The sequence below is a fragment of the Streptomyces shenzhenensis genome (assembly GCF_003688995.1).
Classification (GTDB): domain Bacteria; phylum Actinomycetota; class Actinomycetes; order Streptomycetales; family Streptomycetaceae; genus Streptomyces; species Streptomyces shenzhenensis_A.
On the sequence record NZ_PENI01000011.1, the window covers coordinates 204,111 to 220,034 of the forward strand.

The 15,924-nt window shown below is 71.0% G+C and carries 12 protein-coding genes and 3 pseudogenes; 11 read left to right on the top strand and 4 right to left on the bottom strand.

Annotation, left to right across the window (positions count from 1 at the left end):
* Positions 1-147: 147 nt before the first annotated feature.
* A pseudogene (locus CTZ28_RS49555) lies at positions 148-720 on the top strand (hypothetical protein); the annotation flags it as partial.
* Between the two features lie 119 nt (positions 721-839).
* Positions 840-2,243: a VanZ family protein gene (locus CTZ28_RS19530; RefSeq protein WP_121890955.1), complete on the top strand. Its 1,404-nt coding sequence runs from the start codon at positions 840-842 to the stop codon at positions 2,241-2,243.
* 59 nt (positions 2,244-2,302) lie between these two features.
* Here CTZ28_RS19530 and CTZ28_RS48370 read toward each other — a convergent pair.
* Positions 2,303-2,716 (bottom strand): annotated as a pseudogene (locus tag CTZ28_RS48370) (hypothetical protein); the annotation flags it as partial.
* Between the two features lie 81 nt (positions 2,717-2,797).
* Between CTZ28_RS48370 and CTZ28_RS19540 the strand changes: the two are divergent.
* Both CTZ28_RS19540 and CTZ28_RS19545 read left to right on the top strand, forming a co-directional pair.
* The gene (locus CTZ28_RS19540) at positions 2,798-3,388 is read left to right on the top strand and encodes a TetR/AcrR family transcriptional regulator (protein WP_121890911.1); all 591 of its coding nucleotides are present in this window, start codon (positions 2,798-2,800) and stop codon (positions 3,386-3,388) included.
* A 301-nt stretch (positions 3,389-3,689) separates the two neighbouring features.
* A complete protein-coding gene (locus CTZ28_RS19545) occupies positions 3,690-4,226 on the top strand; it encodes a hypothetical protein (protein ID WP_121890913.1) in 537 nt (178 codons plus the stop codon).
* Between the two features lie 243 nt (positions 4,227-4,469).
* On the opposite strand, the gene CTZ28_RS19550 is transcribed toward CTZ28_RS19545, so the two are convergent.
* Complete coding sequence (locus CTZ28_RS19550) at positions 4,470-5,153, bottom strand: glycerophosphodiester phosphodiesterase (RefSeq protein WP_121890956.1); 684 nt, start codon at positions 5,151-5,153, stop codon at positions 4,470-4,472.
* 54 nt (positions 5,154-5,207) lie between these two features.
* Positions 5,208-6,391 (bottom strand): annotated as a pseudogene (locus tag CTZ28_RS19555) (adenosine deaminase).
* 24 nt (positions 6,392-6,415) lie between these two features.
* On the opposite strand from CTZ28_RS19555, the gene CTZ28_RS48375 reads away from it, so the two are divergent.
* Positions 6,416-7,612: a hypothetical protein gene (locus tag CTZ28_RS48375; RefSeq protein ID WP_259471694.1), complete on the top strand. Its 1,197-nt coding sequence runs from the start codon at positions 6,416-6,418 to the stop codon at positions 7,610-7,612.
* 178 nt (positions 7,613-7,790) lie between these two features.
* On the opposite strand, the gene CTZ28_RS19565 is transcribed toward CTZ28_RS48375, so the two are convergent.
* Positions 7,791-8,351, bottom strand: a complete 561-nt coding sequence (locus CTZ28_RS19565; protein ID WP_121890916.1) for an NADAR family protein — start codon at positions 8,349-8,351, stop codon at positions 7,791-7,793.
* A 210-nt stretch (positions 8,352-8,561) separates the two neighbouring features.
* Here CTZ28_RS19565 and CTZ28_RS19570 point away from each other — a divergent pair, with 210 nt between their 5' ends.
* From CTZ28_RS19570 to CTZ28_RS19595, 6 genes are all read left to right on the top strand, one after another.
* Positions 8,562-10,100 carry a gamma-aminobutyraldehyde dehydrogenase gene (locus CTZ28_RS19570; RefSeq protein WP_121890918.1) on the top strand — a complete coding sequence of 513 codons (1,539 nt, stop codon included), beginning with the start codon at positions 8,562-8,564 and terminating at the stop codon, positions 10,098-10,100.
* 64 nt (positions 10,101-10,164) lie between these two features.
* Positions 10,165-11,412, top strand: coding sequence for a polyamine ABC transporter substrate-binding protein (locus tag CTZ28_RS19575; RefSeq protein WP_121890920.1), 1,248 nt, complete (start codon positions 10,165-10,167; stop codon positions 11,410-11,412).
* Positions 11,413-11,417: 5 nt separating this feature from the next.
* Positions 11,418-12,590, top strand: a complete 1,173-nt coding sequence (locus CTZ28_RS19580; RefSeq protein ID WP_183154470.1) for an ABC transporter ATP-binding protein — start codon at positions 11,418-11,420, stop codon at positions 12,588-12,590.
* Between the two features lie 2 nt (positions 12,591-12,592).
* Positions 12,593-13,522, top strand: coding sequence for an ABC transporter permease (locus CTZ28_RS19585; protein ID WP_121890925.1), 930 nt, complete (start codon positions 12,593-12,595; stop codon positions 13,520-13,522).
* Positions 13,523-14,323, top strand: coding sequence for an ABC transporter permease (locus CTZ28_RS19590; protein ID WP_121890927.1), 801 nt, complete (start codon positions 13,523-13,525; stop codon positions 14,321-14,323).
* Entirely contained in the window at positions 14,320-15,732 is a 1,413-nt protein-coding gene (locus tag CTZ28_RS19595; RefSeq protein ID WP_121890929.1) for an NAD(P)/FAD-dependent oxidoreductase, read from the top strand. Before CTZ28_RS19590 ends, CTZ28_RS19595 begins: the two co-directional genes overlap by 4 nt.
* Positions 15,733-15,924 lie beyond the last annotated feature (192 nt).

Below are 15,924 nucleotides of genomic sequence, written 5' to 3' on the forward strand. Positions count from 1 at the left end.
AGGCAGGGGCGCGCCGCGCGGGCGGTCCTCCGCGGCGGCAGGCGCCCACCGGCCCCGGACGGGACACCCGTCCGGGGCCGGTGCGTTCCGGCGGCCGGACGGCAGCGTCGTTTGTCCCCGCCTCGTGCGGTTCGGCATGCTGCGCGGGTGCCCAGGACTTCCGTGCAGAAGCCTCCGCTCTCCCGCCGTTCCGTGCTGCGCGCGCTGGGCGGCAGCGCCGCGCTCGGCACCCTGTCCGGCTGCGGAGAGCCCGCCGCGTACGTTGCGCCCGCCGACCGTGCCGTGCCGGACACCTCAGCCGCGGTCGGGATGCTTCGCCACGTTGGGCTGCCGGGCGCGGTCCATCTCCTGGAACCAGGTCAGGTCCCGGCCGGTGGGCTGGCGGTTCATCAGCGCGGGGCTGATCTTGCCGAAGAACTCGCCCGCCTTCGACCCGGGGCGCGTGTTCTCCGTGCCGTACCGGTCGGGGGTCACCGGCATCGCGTACGACCGCCGGCAGCTGGGTCGCGAGTGGATGTGCCGGCCTGCCAGGCCAACCCCGGGGACGTCATCCAGCTGCAGGCCGACAACCCCGGCATCCGCTTCGTCGTGCCCGAGGAGGGTGCGGAGCTGGCCGCCTGGGTCAACTATGTCTGCCCGGTCCCGGCGGCCGAGGACGTGCTCGCCGCCGCCAAGGACAAGGACACCGCGGCCCTCGCCGACAATCCGCTGACCTGCCCGAAGCGGTGGCGCTTTCCAGGCGTCGGTTGCGCGCTGTTGAAACCAGCGGCCCCACGGGCCCCGTCTGCTCAGGCGGTCCCTATTCCGCTTCCAGCTCTGACGGTGCAAGGAACACGCCTGTGTATGACGCGGTCTTCCAAGGTCATTACGACTACCTGGCGGCGTACGTGCCGGTCGCCCTCGTCCTGGGGGGTGCGGCATGGCTGCTCGCTCGCCGTCTGGGCAGTCCCCACGGCGTGTGGTGGTTCTGGCTGGTCGGCACGCTGACCGGCATATTCGGTGTCACCTTCATGGACGGCGGTCCGGCCAACGGAACGTGCGTCATCAACCACGATCTCGCCGAGCCCTTCCACACCATCCAGGGGTTGTGGAATCTCGCCATGACGGTGCCGGTCGGATGCTTCGCCCTGTTCGCTGTGCGTCGGCTGTTGCCCGTCCTGGTCGGTGTCGTCGTGCTGCCCCTGGCCATCGAGTTCACGCAGGCCACCGCGGATGGGCTGGGCCGTGTGTGCGACAGCGCGGACGCGGAGATGAACATTCTCGGTGGCCTGGCAGGTCTTGCCGTTGCGGCGGCGGCACTTGCCGTGCGGGGGCCGCTCGACTGGCGAAAGGGTGTGAAGCCGTCGCTGATCGCCTCCGCCGCGTTCCTCACGCTGGGCGCCGGCGTGGCCCGTCCGATGGTGACGTTCCAGCACGTGGATGGGAGCGGGCTGTCGGAGGCGAACTCCGGTCAGCGGCAAGCCGTCCGGCACGCGGTGAAAGAGGCTTTCGGCGACCGGTACGAGCTCGGGCACATCTACCAGCAGCCGTGCGTGGGCGCACCCTGCAAGAACGTCATCTTCAACCTGCTCAGCCGGGACAAGGGCCACCCCGAGGAGTTCGCGAGCGGAAGCCTTTCGTGGCCGGACAAGAAGCACCTGAACGTGCTGCTCGAAGAGAGCGATCGTCCCAGCGTCATGGGCTTACCGGTGGCAGGAGCACAGGAGCCGTCCACGAAGCAAGAAGCGTACGCGGTCGCGGAGTTGTACATGCGTGAGCGTTATCCGTGGGCAGCGGGTGCGGTCGTGCACCGCACGTACCCGGTGGCCGAAGGGGCGAAGCTCGGCTGGATCACCAGCTGGCGGTGGCTCGACGGCGACGTACTGATGCCCCGGATGCTGGATGTGCAGGTTGGCAGAACCGGGCACATCGCACGGCTGGACGTCACTCTTGGCCCGACGCAACTGACGCTGGAGAAGGCAGAGCTGGAAGCCGGGCAGGCAGAGAAGGCGGTGCGCAAGGCCATGGCCGCACTGGTGCGGGCTCACGGAGGCAGCGTTCCGGACACGTTCCAGACCAAAGCGTTCATGCTCAAGGCGGCCGAGCGGGATGGCACTTGGCGGCCTGAATGGCTCGTGAGTGTGTCGCCGAGCGGAGACGGACAGGCAGCTGATCCGCTGGCGCCGGGCGCGGACACATGGCGGGTGGATGCGGTGAGCGGGCAGGTGTATGACGGTGCGGACACGCCGGTCACGGCTGGTTGACCGCTGCCGCCTGCAGTTCCAGGCGTGCGGCTGGGTTCCGGTGGGCTGTGGTGGTTCGGCGATGCGTCTTCGGCGGAGGCCTGTAGGCAGAACGACGCCCCTGCGAGCGTCGATATGGAGCCGCTTGCGATCATCGCCCACTGGCCGCCCGGCTTTCGGCGGCCGACGCCGACGGCGAGCTGGACGAGCCGCGAGACGATGGCCCGGATTCCCCACACGCGCAGGGTCGCCGGGATACCGGACGACGCCGCGACGGCCAGGCCGATGCCGGCGAGTGAGCTGATCGCGATGTTTGCGTGCGGGCCCCGGACCGGACCGGTCGCCTTGGACGCTCGGGAGTCGACGACGGCGGCGGCCACGTCGAAAAGGGGATACAGCACCAGCAGCGTCACGCTGACCGGCCCGAGATCCGACGCGGTGACGAACAGCAAGCCGGCCCAGACGACAGCGAATCCGAACCGTACGAAGTACAGCCGGCGGAGGGGCGCCGAGACGTCGGCGGCGAGGGGAGGGTCCGGTCAAGACCGAACGTTCTATCTGATAGGCTGGGCGGCATGAGTGGGAGCGAGCCCGGCGGCCGGACATCAGAAGCGCGATCGCGGCTGCTCGGAACGGCGAGCAGGCTCTTCTACACGGAGGGGATCCACTCCGTCGGCATCGATCGGATCGTGGCGGAAGCACAGGTGACGCGGGCCACCCTGTACCGGCACTTCCCCGGCAAGGAAGATCTCGTTCTTGCCTACCTGAGCGCAGCCGATCAGGCGATCCGCGGCCGGGTGGCCGAGGCGGAGGCCAGTGGCCGGCCGGCGGCCGACGTCATCCGGGCCGTGAGCGCGTTCATCGTCGAGGACATCCGGTCCCCTGGGTTCCGTGGATGTGCCTTCCTCAACGCGGTGGCCGAGTATCCCGACCCCGATCATCCGATTCACCAGGCTGTCCTCGCCCACCGGCAGTGGTTCCTGCGTACGGTCACCGACCTGCTGACGGATGTCTGGGAAGCGGCTGCCGAGGACGCCGGCCGGCACTTCGTCATGCTGAGAGACGGTGCGATGGCCGCGGGCTGTCTCTTCGATCCGGAGCTGATCGGCGAGACCTTCCTCCGCGGTGTCGAGGGCATACTGCGGCGCGGTCATCTGAGCCGCTGAGTGCGACGCCGCGATCGCCGGACTCGCCGGGTCGGCCGGCATGCTCCGGTGCCGCGCCTCCAGCGCCGGCGGGCCGCCGCCCGCGCGAAAGCCGCGGATCCCGGCCCGAGTTCGCGTCGTGCGGTCGGTCCTCGGCGGGGCGCGCCGCAGATCACGGAAGTGCACTCAGGGTGGGGCGAGTTCGCTGAGGGTGCCCCCCACGGCCTGGCCGGTCCCGGGCGGTCCGTGCTCCGGCCAGGTGGCCCGGTGGGCGGTCGGGAAGTTTTTTGAACGTGTTCAACTTCGCGCGTAGGCTGCCGGTATGAGCGACAGAGCCGCCCTGCTCAAGGGCATTCGCGTCTGGTTGGCCTGTTTTGTCGTGTGTCTCGTGCTCAGCGGGGCCACCGCCTTTCCGCTCGTGCATGAACTCCGTTGGGCGGAGGAGGTGTTGCGGGCCATGTCCGTGCCGGAGCACCTGCCGGCGCTCGCCGACTGGATCACGCGGGTGCGGCAGGGGCTGGACGAGGCCGACGCCTCGTACCCGTTCCTGCTGTACGGCACGGACTGGCTGGCCTTCGCCCACCTCGTCATCGCCGTCGCCTTCTACGGCCCCTACCGCGACCCCGTCCGCAACATCTGGGTCGTGGAGTTCGGGATGATCGCCTGCGCCGGGATCGTCCCGCTCGCCCTCGTCTGCGGACCGATCCGCGGCATCCCCTTCTGGTGGAGCGTGATCGACATGTCCTTCGGTGTGTTCGGCGTCGTCCCGCTGTACGTCGTACGGAAGAAGATCAAGCAACTGGAGCGGCTGACCGGCGGACCCGCTCCCGTGCCGGGTGTTCAGGGTTCGCTTGCGTAGCGTTTCCGGCGTTCCGGGCCGGTGAGCCGTCGTACGCGCGGCTCGTGACCAGCCCGTTGAACTCCGGCCGCCGCAGACACCGAGCGCTCGGCACGCGCCCGCGGTGCCGCTGTGCGGCGTACGACGTGCAGGCACTGGCCGTCGTACGCCGCCTCGTGCGCACCCCCTGCACGCCGGGGGACCGGACCGCTCCGGGCTGCCGAAGGCGACGGCCGCGCTGCGGACGCTCAGGTGTGGGAATTCCTAGCCCTGGCGGAGGGCGCAGAGGGTGTCGATGCGGTTCGTGGTGATCGAGTCGACGCCCAGGTCGAGGAGGCGGCGCATGGTGCGGCGGGTGTCCGGGGTCCAGACGGACAGCAGCCGGCCGCCGTGATGGACGTGGGCGGCGAGGTCCCGGCTCACCAGGCTGAAGCGGTAGTTGAGCCAGCGCGGGCCCACCGCCGCCAGCAGGGCCGGCCGCGGCGGCGCGAGCGTCGTCCAGGTCAGCGCGATCTCGGCGGCAGGGTCGACGGCGCGGACGGCCAGCATCGCCTCCGCGCCCGCGCAGTAGTAGGCGCGGTCCCGCGCCCCGGACGCGTGGACGACCTCCACGATCCGGCGCGCGGTCCGGCGCTCGACCCGGCCCGGCAGGTCGACCATCACCCGGCTGCCGTCCGTCGCGGCCAGCGCCTCCTCCAGCGTCGGCACGCCGCCCGCGGTGAGTCCGCGCACCTCGGCGGCGGACAGCGAGCCGATCGGCCGGTCCTGTTCCCACAGCCGTTCCAGCGTCGCGTCGTGCAGCAGCACGGGCACGCCGTCACGGGTGAGCCGTACGTCGAACTCGACCGCGTCCGCGCCCCGCAGGAGCGCGGAACGCAGCGAGTCGATCGTGTTCTCGCGGAAGCGATAGGGGTCGCCGCGGTGCGCGACGGCGGTCACGGTCTGCATGGACCCCATTCTGCGGGTGAACACCGCGCTGCGGGTGAACACCGCGCGCCGGGCTCAGGAGGCGAGCCACTCCGCCGTGTAGGTGTCGATCTCGGCGGCGATCCGGGCCTTGCCCGCCGGTTCCAGGAAGGACGCCTCGACCGCGTTCTTGGCGAGGTCGGCGAGGCCGCGCTCGTCGAGGTCGAGCAGCCGGGCGGCCACCGCGTACTCGTTGTTGAGGTCGGTGCCGAACATCGGCGGGTCGTCCGAGTTGACCGTGACCACGACGCCGGCCTCGACGAACTTCTTGATCGGGTGCTCGTCGAGGGTGCGGACCGCGCGGGTGGCGATGTTGGAGGTCGGGCAGACCTCCAGCGGGATGCGGTGGGCGGCGAGGTGCGCGAGCAGCTCGGGGTCGCGTGCCGAGCTGGTGCCGTGCCCGATGCGCTCGGCGCGCAGCTCGGTCAGCGCGTCCCAGACCGTCTCGGGGCCGGTCGTCTCACCGGCGTGCGGCACGGAGCGCAGCCCGGCGGCGATGGCGCGGTCGAAGTACGGCTTGAACTGCGGCCGGGGCACACCGATCTCGGGTCCGCCGAGCCCGAAGGAGACCAGGCCCTCCGGGCGCAGCCGGTCGTCGGTGGCGAGCCGGACCGTCTCCTGAGCGGACTCGAGACCCGCCTCGCCCGGGATGTCGAAGCACCAGCGCAGCACGGTCCCGAACTCGGCCTCGGCCGCCTTGCGGGCGTCCTCTATCGCGTCCATGAAGGCGCGCTCGTCGATGCCGCGGCGGGTCGAGGAGAACGGCGTGATGGTCAGCTCGGCGTACCGCACCTGCTGCCGGGCCAGGTCGCGGGCCACCTCGTAGGTGAGCAGCCGGACGTCCTCCGGGGTGCGGATGAGGTCGACGACGGACAGGTACACGTCGATGAAGTGGGCGAAGTCCGTGAAGGTGAAGTACTCGGCCAGCGCGTCCCGGTCGGCGGGGACCTTGGAGTCGGCGTGGCGGGCGGCGAGTTCCGAGACGATGCGCGGGGAGGCGGAGCCGACGTGGTGGACGTGCAGTTCGGCCTTGGGCAGTCCGGCGATGAAGGCGCGCGGGTCGCGGGCGGCGGGTGCGGCGCTGTCGGTCAAGAGGTCCCTCCCCGGGAACGGCGCCGGCGGACCGGGATCCGGGCGCGGGTGATCGGCTGATCGGTGACTCGGGGATCATCGTAGGCCGTGCCCGGGGCGGCACCGTCCTGCCCGTAGCATGACGGCACGCCGACGAGAGGGGACCGTGCGCCATGTCCGACGAGGCACGGCAGAACACCGCGGAGAGCGGAGCGACGCCTGGCGACGCTGCCTCGCCCGACACCTGGGCCATCGGACCTGCCGCGCCCGTCAGGGGTGGCGGCGCGACCGCGCCCGGCGGTACGGACGCCGACGGCGGGGCAACCGTGGTGTCCTGGCCGGCACCGGCCGGTCCGGATCCCCGGTCAGGACCCGGGCCCGCCGCTCCGGCCACGGGGGTCTGGCCCGCGCAGGCCGGTACGGACACGGGGGCATGGGACGCGGGCGCCGGAGCCGCCCCGGGTCCGTCGGCGTCCACGGGCCGCGAGACGGTTCCCGACCCGTGGGCCCCGCCCGCCGACCGGGCGCCGGCGGACATATCGGCCGACGCCACCGCACCCCGGCCCGGTGTGGACCCCTGGGCGGCACCGGCGGACACCGCCCCCGCGCCCGGCGCCTCGGCGGCCGGACCAGGGAACACCGTCGTCGCGGGCGGCCCCGGCACCCCGGCCCCGCCCGCCGTGCACGACCAGCAGACGGTCACCTCGTCCCCGGAGGCGAGCGCGCCGCCGCCCTGGGCCGGTCCGGCCGGCACACCGCCCGCGGCCGAGCGTGCGAATCCGTTTGCCGCGCCCGGTCCGGGCGGCACACTGCCCGCGGCCCAGCCCGCGAACCCCTTCGCCGCGCCCGGGACGGCCATGCCGCCCGCGGCCGGCCCGGACAATCCGTTCGCCCCGCCGAGCGCGGAGTCCGCCAAGGGCGCGCCCTTCGCACCCCCCGCCGCACAGCCCCAGAGCGCGCCGGTCCCGCCGCCGCCCATCGCCCCCGGCGGCCCCGGCCAGGTCCCGTACGGCTATCCGGGCGGCCCCGCGGGCTACGGCTACCCGGCGCCGCACATGCCCGGCCCGGGCTACCCGGTGCCGCCCGCCGCCGGTCCCGGCTCCTACGGCTGGCCCGGCATGCAGCCGATGCCGAGCAACGGGCTGGGCACGGCCGGGATGGTGCTGGGCATCCTGGCGGCGATCGGCTTCTGCATGTGGCCGGTGGCGATCCTGCTGGGCGTGCTGGCCGTGATCTTCGGCGGGATCGGCCGCGGCAGGGCCCACCGCGGCGAGGCGACGAACCCCGGCCAGGCTTTGGCCGGCGTCATCTGCGGTGCGTCCGGCATCGTCCTCGCCCTGGTCATGCTGGCCTTCCTCATCGCCGCCTGACCCCGGCCCGCCCCCAACGGCACGGCTCGACCGGGCCGCCGCGGCTCGTGGGGCGGTGCGGACCGGGGCCCCGCCCCACCCACCGGCCCGCACCCGCGCACCCGAGTCGCTCAAGTCGCTCACCCGGGCCGGCCTCACGGGGGACGCGAGGATTCCCGTGGCGCGTCCGCGCGCCGGTTCAGCCGTGTCGCGCGAGTCGTTCGCGGGCCTCCATCAAGGCGAAGCCCAGGAGATTCGGGCCGCGCCAGCGTTCCGGGTCGGAGGCCGCCTCGTCGTCCGCCGCGAGGCCGATGCCCCACACGCGGTCCACCGGGCTCGCCTCCACCAGGACCCGTCCGCCGGTGTTCAGCAGGAACTCCCGCAGCCCGGCATGCGCGCCGAACTTGTGCACGCTGCCCTCGACGACGATCCGGAAGCGCTCCCGCTCCCACACGCTCTCGTCGAAGTCCCGCACCAGCCGCCCCGCCTTCTTGGCCCGGGACGGGTGCTCCGCGGCCAGTACCCGGCGCTCCGCCCCGGCGTCCCCGAAGAGTCTCGCCTTCTCGGCCATCATCCAGTGCTCGGCCGCCGCGTACTCCACTGTGTCCACCACGAACGGTGCCGGCCACCACTGGCTGAGACAGCTCGTCCCGACCCGCCCGTCCGACCGCGGACGGTGCCCCCAGAAGTGCAGGAACTTCACGCGCGCCCCCGCGCGGACCTCCCTGATCAGCGTCTCCACCGAATCGATCGTCCCCATGCACGTCAGTTTGGCAGGCACCACTGACACTCCGTCCCCCGTTTTCCAGGCTGACTCGACACCTGGCCGACAGATTCCGTTGCGTAACCAAATGGAAACAACGGAATCACTTGTTGGAGTCCCTTTGCTCTGTCAGGATCGGCACTCAATTCGAGCCGGCGCTACGCCACCCGCTCCCCCCGGGACGGGACGACGGCGGAGGAGAGCGACATGCACCACCCGGGCACCGCCACCCCGGAACGACGATTCCCGGCGCAGGAGCGCTTCGCGGACGGGGCGCAGTACGTCGCCGGACGCCTGACGAAGGGCACGTCGGGCCGCACCCACTCCGTGGTCGATCCGGCCACCGGCACAGAGGTGTACCGCTACGAATTGGCCGGCCCCGAGGACGTGGACGCCGCGGTCGCCGCCGCCCGCGCGGCCTTCCCGGCCTGGTCCGCCCTCACCCCCGGTGAGCGCTCCGACGCCCTGCACCGGTTCGCCGCCGTCCTCGCGGACCACGCCGAGGAGTTCGCCCGCGCCGAGTCCCTCCAGTGCGGCAAGCCGCTCAAACTGACCCGCCAGTTCGACGTCCCCGGGACCATCGACAACACGGCCTTCTTCGCGGGCGCCGCCCGGCACCTCCAGGGGCAGTCCGCCGGCGAGTACTCCGGGGACCACACGTCGTACGTACGACGGGAGCCCATCGGCGTCGTCGGCTCGATCGCCCCCTGGAACTACCCGCTCCAGATGGCCGCCTGGAAGATCCTGCCGACGATCGCCGCGGGCAACACCGTCGTGCTGAAGCCCGCCGAGCTGACCCCGCTGACCTCGCTGCTGTTCGCCGAGGCCGCGACCGCCGCGGGCATCCCGGACGGCGTCGTCAACATCGTCACCGGCACCGGCAAGGAGGCGGGGGAGCACCTCGTCGGTCACCCCGACGTGGCCATGACCTCGTTCACCGGTTCCACGGCGGTCGGCAGGCGCGTCGCCGAGATCGCCACCGCCACCGTCAAACGCATCCATCTGGAGCTCGGCGGCAAGGCGCCCTTCGTCGTCTTCGACGACGCCGACCTGGAGGCCGCCGCCAACGGCGCGGTCGCCGGCGCCCTCATCAACACCGGGCAGGACTGCACGGCCGCCACGCGCGCGTACGTGCAGCGCCCGCTGTACGAGGCGTTCGTCGAGCAGACCGCCGCCCTGATGGAGAGCGTCCGGCTCGGCGACCCGTTCGCGCCCGGCACCGATCTCGGCCCGCTGATCTCGCACGCCCAGCGTGACCGGGTGGCCGGCTTCGTCGACCGGGCCCGCGGCTACGCGCGCGTGGTGACCGGCGGCGCGGCCCCTCTGGGCGATCTGGCGCACGGCGCGTACTATCGGCCCACCCTGATCGCCGACGCGCCCCAGGACAGCGAGGTCGTCCAGTCCGAGATCTTCGGTCCGGTGCTGGTCGTCCTGCCGTTCGACGGTGACGACGAGGGGATCGGGCTGGCCAACGACACCCCGTACGGCCTCGCCGCCTCCGCGTGGAGCCGGGACGTCTACCGGGCGAACCGCGCGACCCGCGAGATCAAGGCGGGCTGTGTCTGGGTCAACGACCACATTCCGATCATCAGCGAGATGCCGCACGGCGGATATGGACAGTCCGGCTTCGGCAAGGACATGTCCGTGTACTCGTTCGAGGAGTACACGCAGGTGAAGCACGTCATGTTCGACAACACGGCGGTTGCCAGGAAGGACTGGCACCGCACGATCTTCGGGGACCGATAGAGACGACGGGTCCGGTCGCCGACCACGGCAGGCCGGCCCTCCCTCCCGAAAGGGCACCACGCGCATGGAGCAGTTCGAGCCCGACCGCCTCACCCCGGCCCAAGTGGCCGCCATGCGGCGCAGCTTCCGGAACGGCAGGGCCGCGCTGACCCGCCGTTCACTGGTGCGCGCCGCCACGGGCGGCGCGCTCGCGGTGGGCGGACTCGGGGCGCTGAGCGCCTGCGGGATCCCCGCGGCGGGCAAGACGCAGGGCGGCGCGTCCGCCGAGGACCGCTCGGCGGAGGAGAAGGTCGTCAACTTCTCCAACTGGCCCGAGTACATCGACGTCGACGACAGCGGCAAGAGCCGTCCGACGCTCGACGCGTTCACCCGGCAGACCGGTGTCGCGGTGAAGTACACCGAGGACATCAACGACAACAGCGAGTTCTTCGGCAAGATCAAACCGCAGCTCGCCGCGGGCCAGGACACCGGCCGCGACGTGATCGTCCTCACCGACTGGCTGGCCGCCCGGGTGATCCGGCTGGGCTGGGTGCAGAAGCTGGACGCGGCCAACCTGCCGCACGCCTTCACCAACCTGTCGCCCCAGTTCCGCAACCCCGACTGGGATCCGGGACGCGCCTACTCGTACCCCTGGCAGGGCATCTCGACCGTCATCGCGTTCAACAAGAAGGCGCTCGACGGCGTCGAGGTGAAGTCGGTCTCCGACCTGCTCGACAACCCCAGGCTCAAGGGCCGGGTCGGCTTCCTGTCGGAGATGCGCGACAGCATCGGCATGACCATGCTCGACATGGGCAAGGACCCGGGGAAGTTCACCGACGACGACTTCGACGCGGTGATCGCCCGGCTGCAGAAGGCCGTCGACAAGGGTCAGATACGCCGCTTCACCGGCAACGACTACACGTCGGACCTCACCAAGGGCGACCTGGCCGCCTGCGTGGCCTGGGGCGGCGACATCGTCCAGCTCCAGGCGGACAGCCCGGACGTCGACTACATCATCCCGGCCGGCGGCTACATGACGTCGACCGACAACATGCTGATCCCGAACAAGGCGCGGCACAAGACGAACGCCGAGCGGCTGATCGACTTCTACTACCAGCCGGAGGAGGCCGCGGCGCTCGCCGCCTACGTCAACTTCGTGTCTCCCGTCGACGACGTGAAGCCCTATCTGGAGAAGATCGACAAGTCTGCGGCGGACAATCCGCTGATCCTGCCCGACCGGGCCATGCAGGCCAGGTCCCATGCCTTCCGCGCGCTGACGCAGAAGGAAGAGACGGCCTACGAAGAGAAGTTCGCGAAGCTCACAGGGGCGTGACGAGGATGAACACCACAGACAGCAGCGGCGACGTCCGCCTCGTGGGGATCGGCAAGACCTACGGCTCCTTCACCGCCGTGCACCCGCTGGACCTGACCGTGCCGCAGGGCTCCTTCTTCGCCCTGCTCGGCGCCTCGGGCTGCGGCAAGACCACCACCCTGCGCATGATCGCGGGCCTGGAGGAGCCGACCTCGGGCAGCGTGCACCTCGGCGAGCAGGAGGTGACCCGGCTGCCGCCGTACAAGCGGCCGGTGAACACGGTCTTCCAGTCCTACGCCCTCTTCCCGCACCTGGACATCTTCGAGAACGTCGCCTTCGGCCTGCGCCGGCGCGGCATCAGGTCGGTGAAGAAGCAGGTGGAGGAGATGCTCGACCTGGTGCAGCTGGGCGAGCAGGCGCGCAAGAAGCCGCACCAGCTCTCCGGCGGCCAGCAGCAGCGTGTGGCGGTGGCCCGCGCCCTGATCAACCACCCCAAGGTGCTGCTCCTGGACGAGCCGCTGGGCGCCCTCGACCTCAAGCTGCGCCGCCAGATGCAGCTGGAGCTGAAGCGGATCCAGACCGAGGTCGGCATCACCTTCATCCATGTCACCCACGACCAGGAGGAGGCCATGACGATGGCCGACACGGTCGCGGTGATGGACGCGGGCCGCGTCGAACAGCTCGGCCCGCCCACCGAGCTGTACGAGAACCCGCGGACCACGTTCGTGGCCAACTTCCTCGGCACCTCCAACCTCATCGAGGCCGAGGTGGACACCCGGGGCGGCGGCGACATCGTCCTCGACGCGGGCGGCGGAAAGCTGGTGCTGCCCGAGGCGCGATGTTCCGCGTCCGCGCGGACCGGTGACAAGGTGCTGGTCGGCATCCGCCCGGAGAAGATCTCCCTCACGCACGTCGACGACGCGGGCGAGATCCCCGAGGGCCGCAACCGCGTCACCGGCACGATCGCGGACGCCAGCTTCATCGGCGTCTCCACGCAGTACGTCGTGGACAGCGCCGTGTGCCCCGAGTTCGCGGTGTACGTGCAGAACGTCGAGCGGGACGGCCGGCTCGTGCCCGGCGCCGACGTGGTCCTGCACTGGAGCCCCGCCCACACCTTCGGCCTGGACGCGGCCCAGTCCCTGCTTGCCGGGACAACGGGCTCCGCCGGCGTGGAGAGCGTCGAGGAAGAGGCCGCGTAGCGATGTCGACGCTCACCGAGGCGCCCCCGCCTCTCCGCCCTGCCGCGACCGAGCGGAAGGCCCCGCGCAGCCGCGGCCGCTGGACGCCGTACTGGCTGCTGCTGCCCGGCATCCTCTGGCTGGTGGTCTTCTTCGCGCTGCCCATGATCTACCAGGCGTCCACGTCCGTGCAGACGGGGTCCCTGGAAGAGGGGTACAAGGTCACCTGGCACTTCGCCACCTACTGGGACGCGCTCGGCGAGTACTGGCCGCAGTTCCTGCGCTCGGTCTTCTACGCCGCCGCGGCGACCGTCCTGTGTCTGCTGCTCGGCTACCCGCTGGCGTATCTGATCGCCTTCCGCGCGGGCCGCTGGCGGAACCTGATCATGATCCTGGTGATCGCGCCGTTCTTCACCAGCTTCCTGATCCGCACGCTCGCCTGGAAGACGATCCTCGCGGACAACGGACCGGTAGTCGGCGCGCTCAACTCGCTGCATCTCCTGGACGTCACGAGCTGGCTCGGCTGGACCGCGGGCGACCGGGTGCTGGCCACGCCGCTGGCGGTGGTGTGCGGTCTGACCTACAACTTCCTGCCGTTCATGATCCTGCCGCTGTACACGTCGCTGGAACGCATCGACGGGCGGCTGCACGAGGCGGCCGGCGATCTGTACGCCAAGCCCTTCACCACCTTCCGCAAGGTGACCTTCCCGCTGTCCATGCCGGGCGTGGTCTCCGGCACGCTGCTGACCTTCATCCCGGCGACCGGCGACTACGTCAACGCCGAACTCCTCGGTTCCACCGACACCCGCATGATCGGCAACGTCATCCAGACGCAGTTCCTGCGGATCCTCGACTATCCGACGGCCGCCGCGCTCTCCTTCATTCTGATGGCCGCGATCCTTTTCATGGTCACCTTCTACATCCGCAGGTCCGGGACGGAGGATCTGGTCTAAATGCCCTTCGTCAACTGGCTCAGGCGCCGTCTCGTCGTCATCGCGGGACTGCTGACCCTCGGCTATCTGCTGCTGCCGAACGTCATTGTCACGGTGTTCTCGTTCAACAAACCCAACGGACGCTTCAATTACGCATGGCAGCAGTTCTCCACGGACGCCTGGAAGGACCCGTGCGGTGTCGCCGGCATGTGCGGCTCGCTCTCCCTCAGCCTCCGGATCGCCGTGTGGGCGACGGTCGGCGCCACCGTGCTCGGCGCGATGATCGCCTTCGCGCTGGTCCGCTACCGCTTCCGCGCACGCGGCGCGGTCAACTCGCTGATCTTCCTGCCGATGGCCATGCCCGAGGTCGTCATGGCGGCATCGCTGCTCACCCTGTTCCTCAACATGGGCGCCCAGCTGGGGTTCTGGACGATTCTGATCGCTCACATCATGTTCTGCCTCAGCTTCGTCGTCACCGCGGTCAAGGCCCGGGTGATGTCGATGGACCCACGGCTCGAGGAGGCCGCCCGCGATCTGTACGCGGGTCCCGTGCAGACCTTCGTCCGGGTCACGCTGCCCATCGCGGCCCCCGGAATCGCCGCGGGCGCGCTGCTGTCCTTCGCGCTGTCCTTCGACGATTTCATCATCACCAATTTCAACGCGGGCTCGACGGTCACCTTCCCCATGTTCGTGTGGGGTTCGGCGCAGCGCGGAACGCCCGTTCAGATCAATGTCATCGGTACGGCCATGTTCCTGATCGCCGTACTGTTCGTCCTGGCCTCCATGGCCGTCGGAAACCGCCGCAACAGGCAGAAGGCATGAGCCGTATCCACGACCGGACCGCGTCCCTCTCCGAAGCCCAGCCGGTCCCGTACTGGCTGGAAGACCCCGGCAAGCCCCGCCCCGAGCCCGCCCTCACCGGGGCCGAGACCTGCGACCTGCTGGTCGTCGGCGGCGGCTACAGCGGCCTGTGGACCGCGCTCATCGCCAAGGAGCGCGACCCGGACCGGGACGTGGTGCTGGTGGAGGGCCACGAGGTGGGCTGGGCCGCCTCGGGCCGCAACGGCGGCTTCTGCGCCGCCTCCCTCACCCACGGGCTGGGCAACGGCCTGACCCGCTGGCCGGACGAGATCCACCGGCTGGAGGAGTTGGGCGCCCGCAACCTCGACGAGATCGAGAAGGCGGTCGCCCGTCACTCCCTCGACTGCGAGTTCGAGCGGACCGGCGAGATCGATGTCGCCACCGAGCCCTACCAGGCCGAGGAACTGCGCGCCTGGCACCGGGAACTGGGCGAGCGGGGCCTCGCCGACGGCATCGAGTTCCTGGACGCCGACGCGGTCCGGGAACAGGTGGACTCGCCGACCTTCCGGGCGGGGCTGTGGGACCGCCGGGGTGTGGCCATGCTGCACCCCGCCAAGCTGGCCTGGGGCCTCAAGCGCGCCTGCCGGGGGCTCGGGGTGCGGGTGTACGAGCACACGCCCGCGCTGACCCTGCGGCCGTACGGCGCCGGGATGGCGGTGCGCACCCCGTACGGCGCGATCCGCGCCCGGCAGGTCGCGCTCGGCACCAACGTCTTCCCGAACCTGGTCCGGCGGGTGCGCGCCTACACCGTCCCGGTCTACGACTACGCCCTGATGACCGAGCCGCTGACACCCGGGCAGCGGGCGTCGATCGGCTGGCGGGGCCGGCAGGGACTCGGGGACAGCGCCAACCAGTTCCACTACTTCCGGCTGTCCGCGGACGACCGGATCCTGTGGGGCGGCTACGACGCGGTCTACCCGTACGGTGGCCGGGTGCGCGCCGAGTACGAGCACCGCCCGGAGACGTACGCCAAGCTCGCCGGGCACTTCTTCACCTGCTTCCCGCAGTTGGAGGGCGTCCGCTTCACGCACGCGTGGGGCGGCGCGATCGACACCTGCTCGCGTTTCTCGGCGTTCTTCGGCACCGCCCACCAGGGGAAGGTGGCGTACGCGGCGGGCTTCACCGGCCTCGGTGTCGGTGCCACCCGGTTCGGTGCCGACGTGATGCTGGACCTGCTGGCCGGGGAGCGGACGGAGCGCACCGCGCTGGAGATGGTCCGCAAGAAACCGGTGCCCTTCCCGCCCGAGCCGTTCGCCTGGACCGGCATCGCCCTCACCAAGTGGTCGCTGGCCCGCGCGGACAGCCGGCACGGGCGCCGCAACCTGTGGCTGCGCACGATGGACCGGCTGGGGCTGGGGTTCGACAGCTAGGCGCTCCGCTGGGTCGGCGGTGATGGGTTGTCGGTCGTCTGCGGGTGTGTGGTGGCTGGGCGCGCAGTTCCCCGCGCCCCTTCGGGGGGTTGTTGGGTGTGATTCAGTTCACTTGGGATGGGTTGGGTAAGTCGCGTAATGCTCGGCGGGAGACCTCTCTCTCACCTGTGACGCCATCGGCGTCCATGACTG

What these genes read in the sequence shown, in the direction of transcription:
- CTZ28_RS19580 (WP_183154470.1), top strand. Translation starts at nt 11,418, where the DNA reads ATGAACACCACAGACAGCAGCGGCGACGTCCGCCTCGTGGGGATCGGC.
- CTZ28_RS19585 (WP_121890925.1), top strand. Translation starts at nt 12,593, where the DNA reads ATGTCGACGCTCACCGAGGCGCCCCCGCCTCTCCGCCCTGCCGCGACC.
- CTZ28_RS19545 (WP_121890913.1), top strand. Translation starts at nt 3,690, where the DNA reads ATGAGCGACAGAGCCGCCCTGCTCAAGGGCATTCGCGTCTGGTTGGCC.
- CTZ28_RS19565 (WP_121890916.1), bottom strand. Translation starts at nt 8,351, where the DNA reads ATGGGGACGATCGATTCGGTGGAGACGCTGATCAGGGAGGTCCGCGCG.
- CTZ28_RS19595 (WP_121890929.1), top strand. Translation starts at nt 14,320, where the DNA reads ATGAGCCGTATCCACGACCGGACCGCGTCCCTCTCCGAAGCCCAGCCG.
- CTZ28_RS19540 (WP_121890911.1), top strand. Translation starts at nt 2,798, where the DNA reads ATGAGTGGGAGCGAGCCCGGCGGCCGGACATCAGAAGCGCGATCGCGG.
- CTZ28_RS19570 (WP_121890918.1), top strand. Translation starts at nt 8,562, where the DNA reads ATGCACCACCCGGGCACCGCCACCCCGGAACGACGATTCCCGGCGCAG.
- CTZ28_RS19575 (WP_121890920.1), top strand. Translation starts at nt 10,165, where the DNA reads ATGGAGCAGTTCGAGCCCGACCGCCTCACCCCGGCCCAAGTGGCCGCC.
- CTZ28_RS19550 (WP_121890956.1), bottom strand. Translation starts at nt 5,153, where the DNA reads ATGCAGACCGTGACCGCCGTCGCGCACCGCGGCGACCCCTATCGCTTC.
- CTZ28_RS19590 (WP_121890927.1), top strand. Translation starts at nt 13,523, where the DNA reads ATGCCCTTCGTCAACTGGCTCAGGCGCCGTCTCGTCGTCATCGCGGGA.
- CTZ28_RS48375 (WP_259471694.1), top strand. Translation starts at nt 6,416, where the DNA reads ATGTCCGACGAGGCACGGCAGAACACCGCGGAGAGCGGAGCGACGCCT.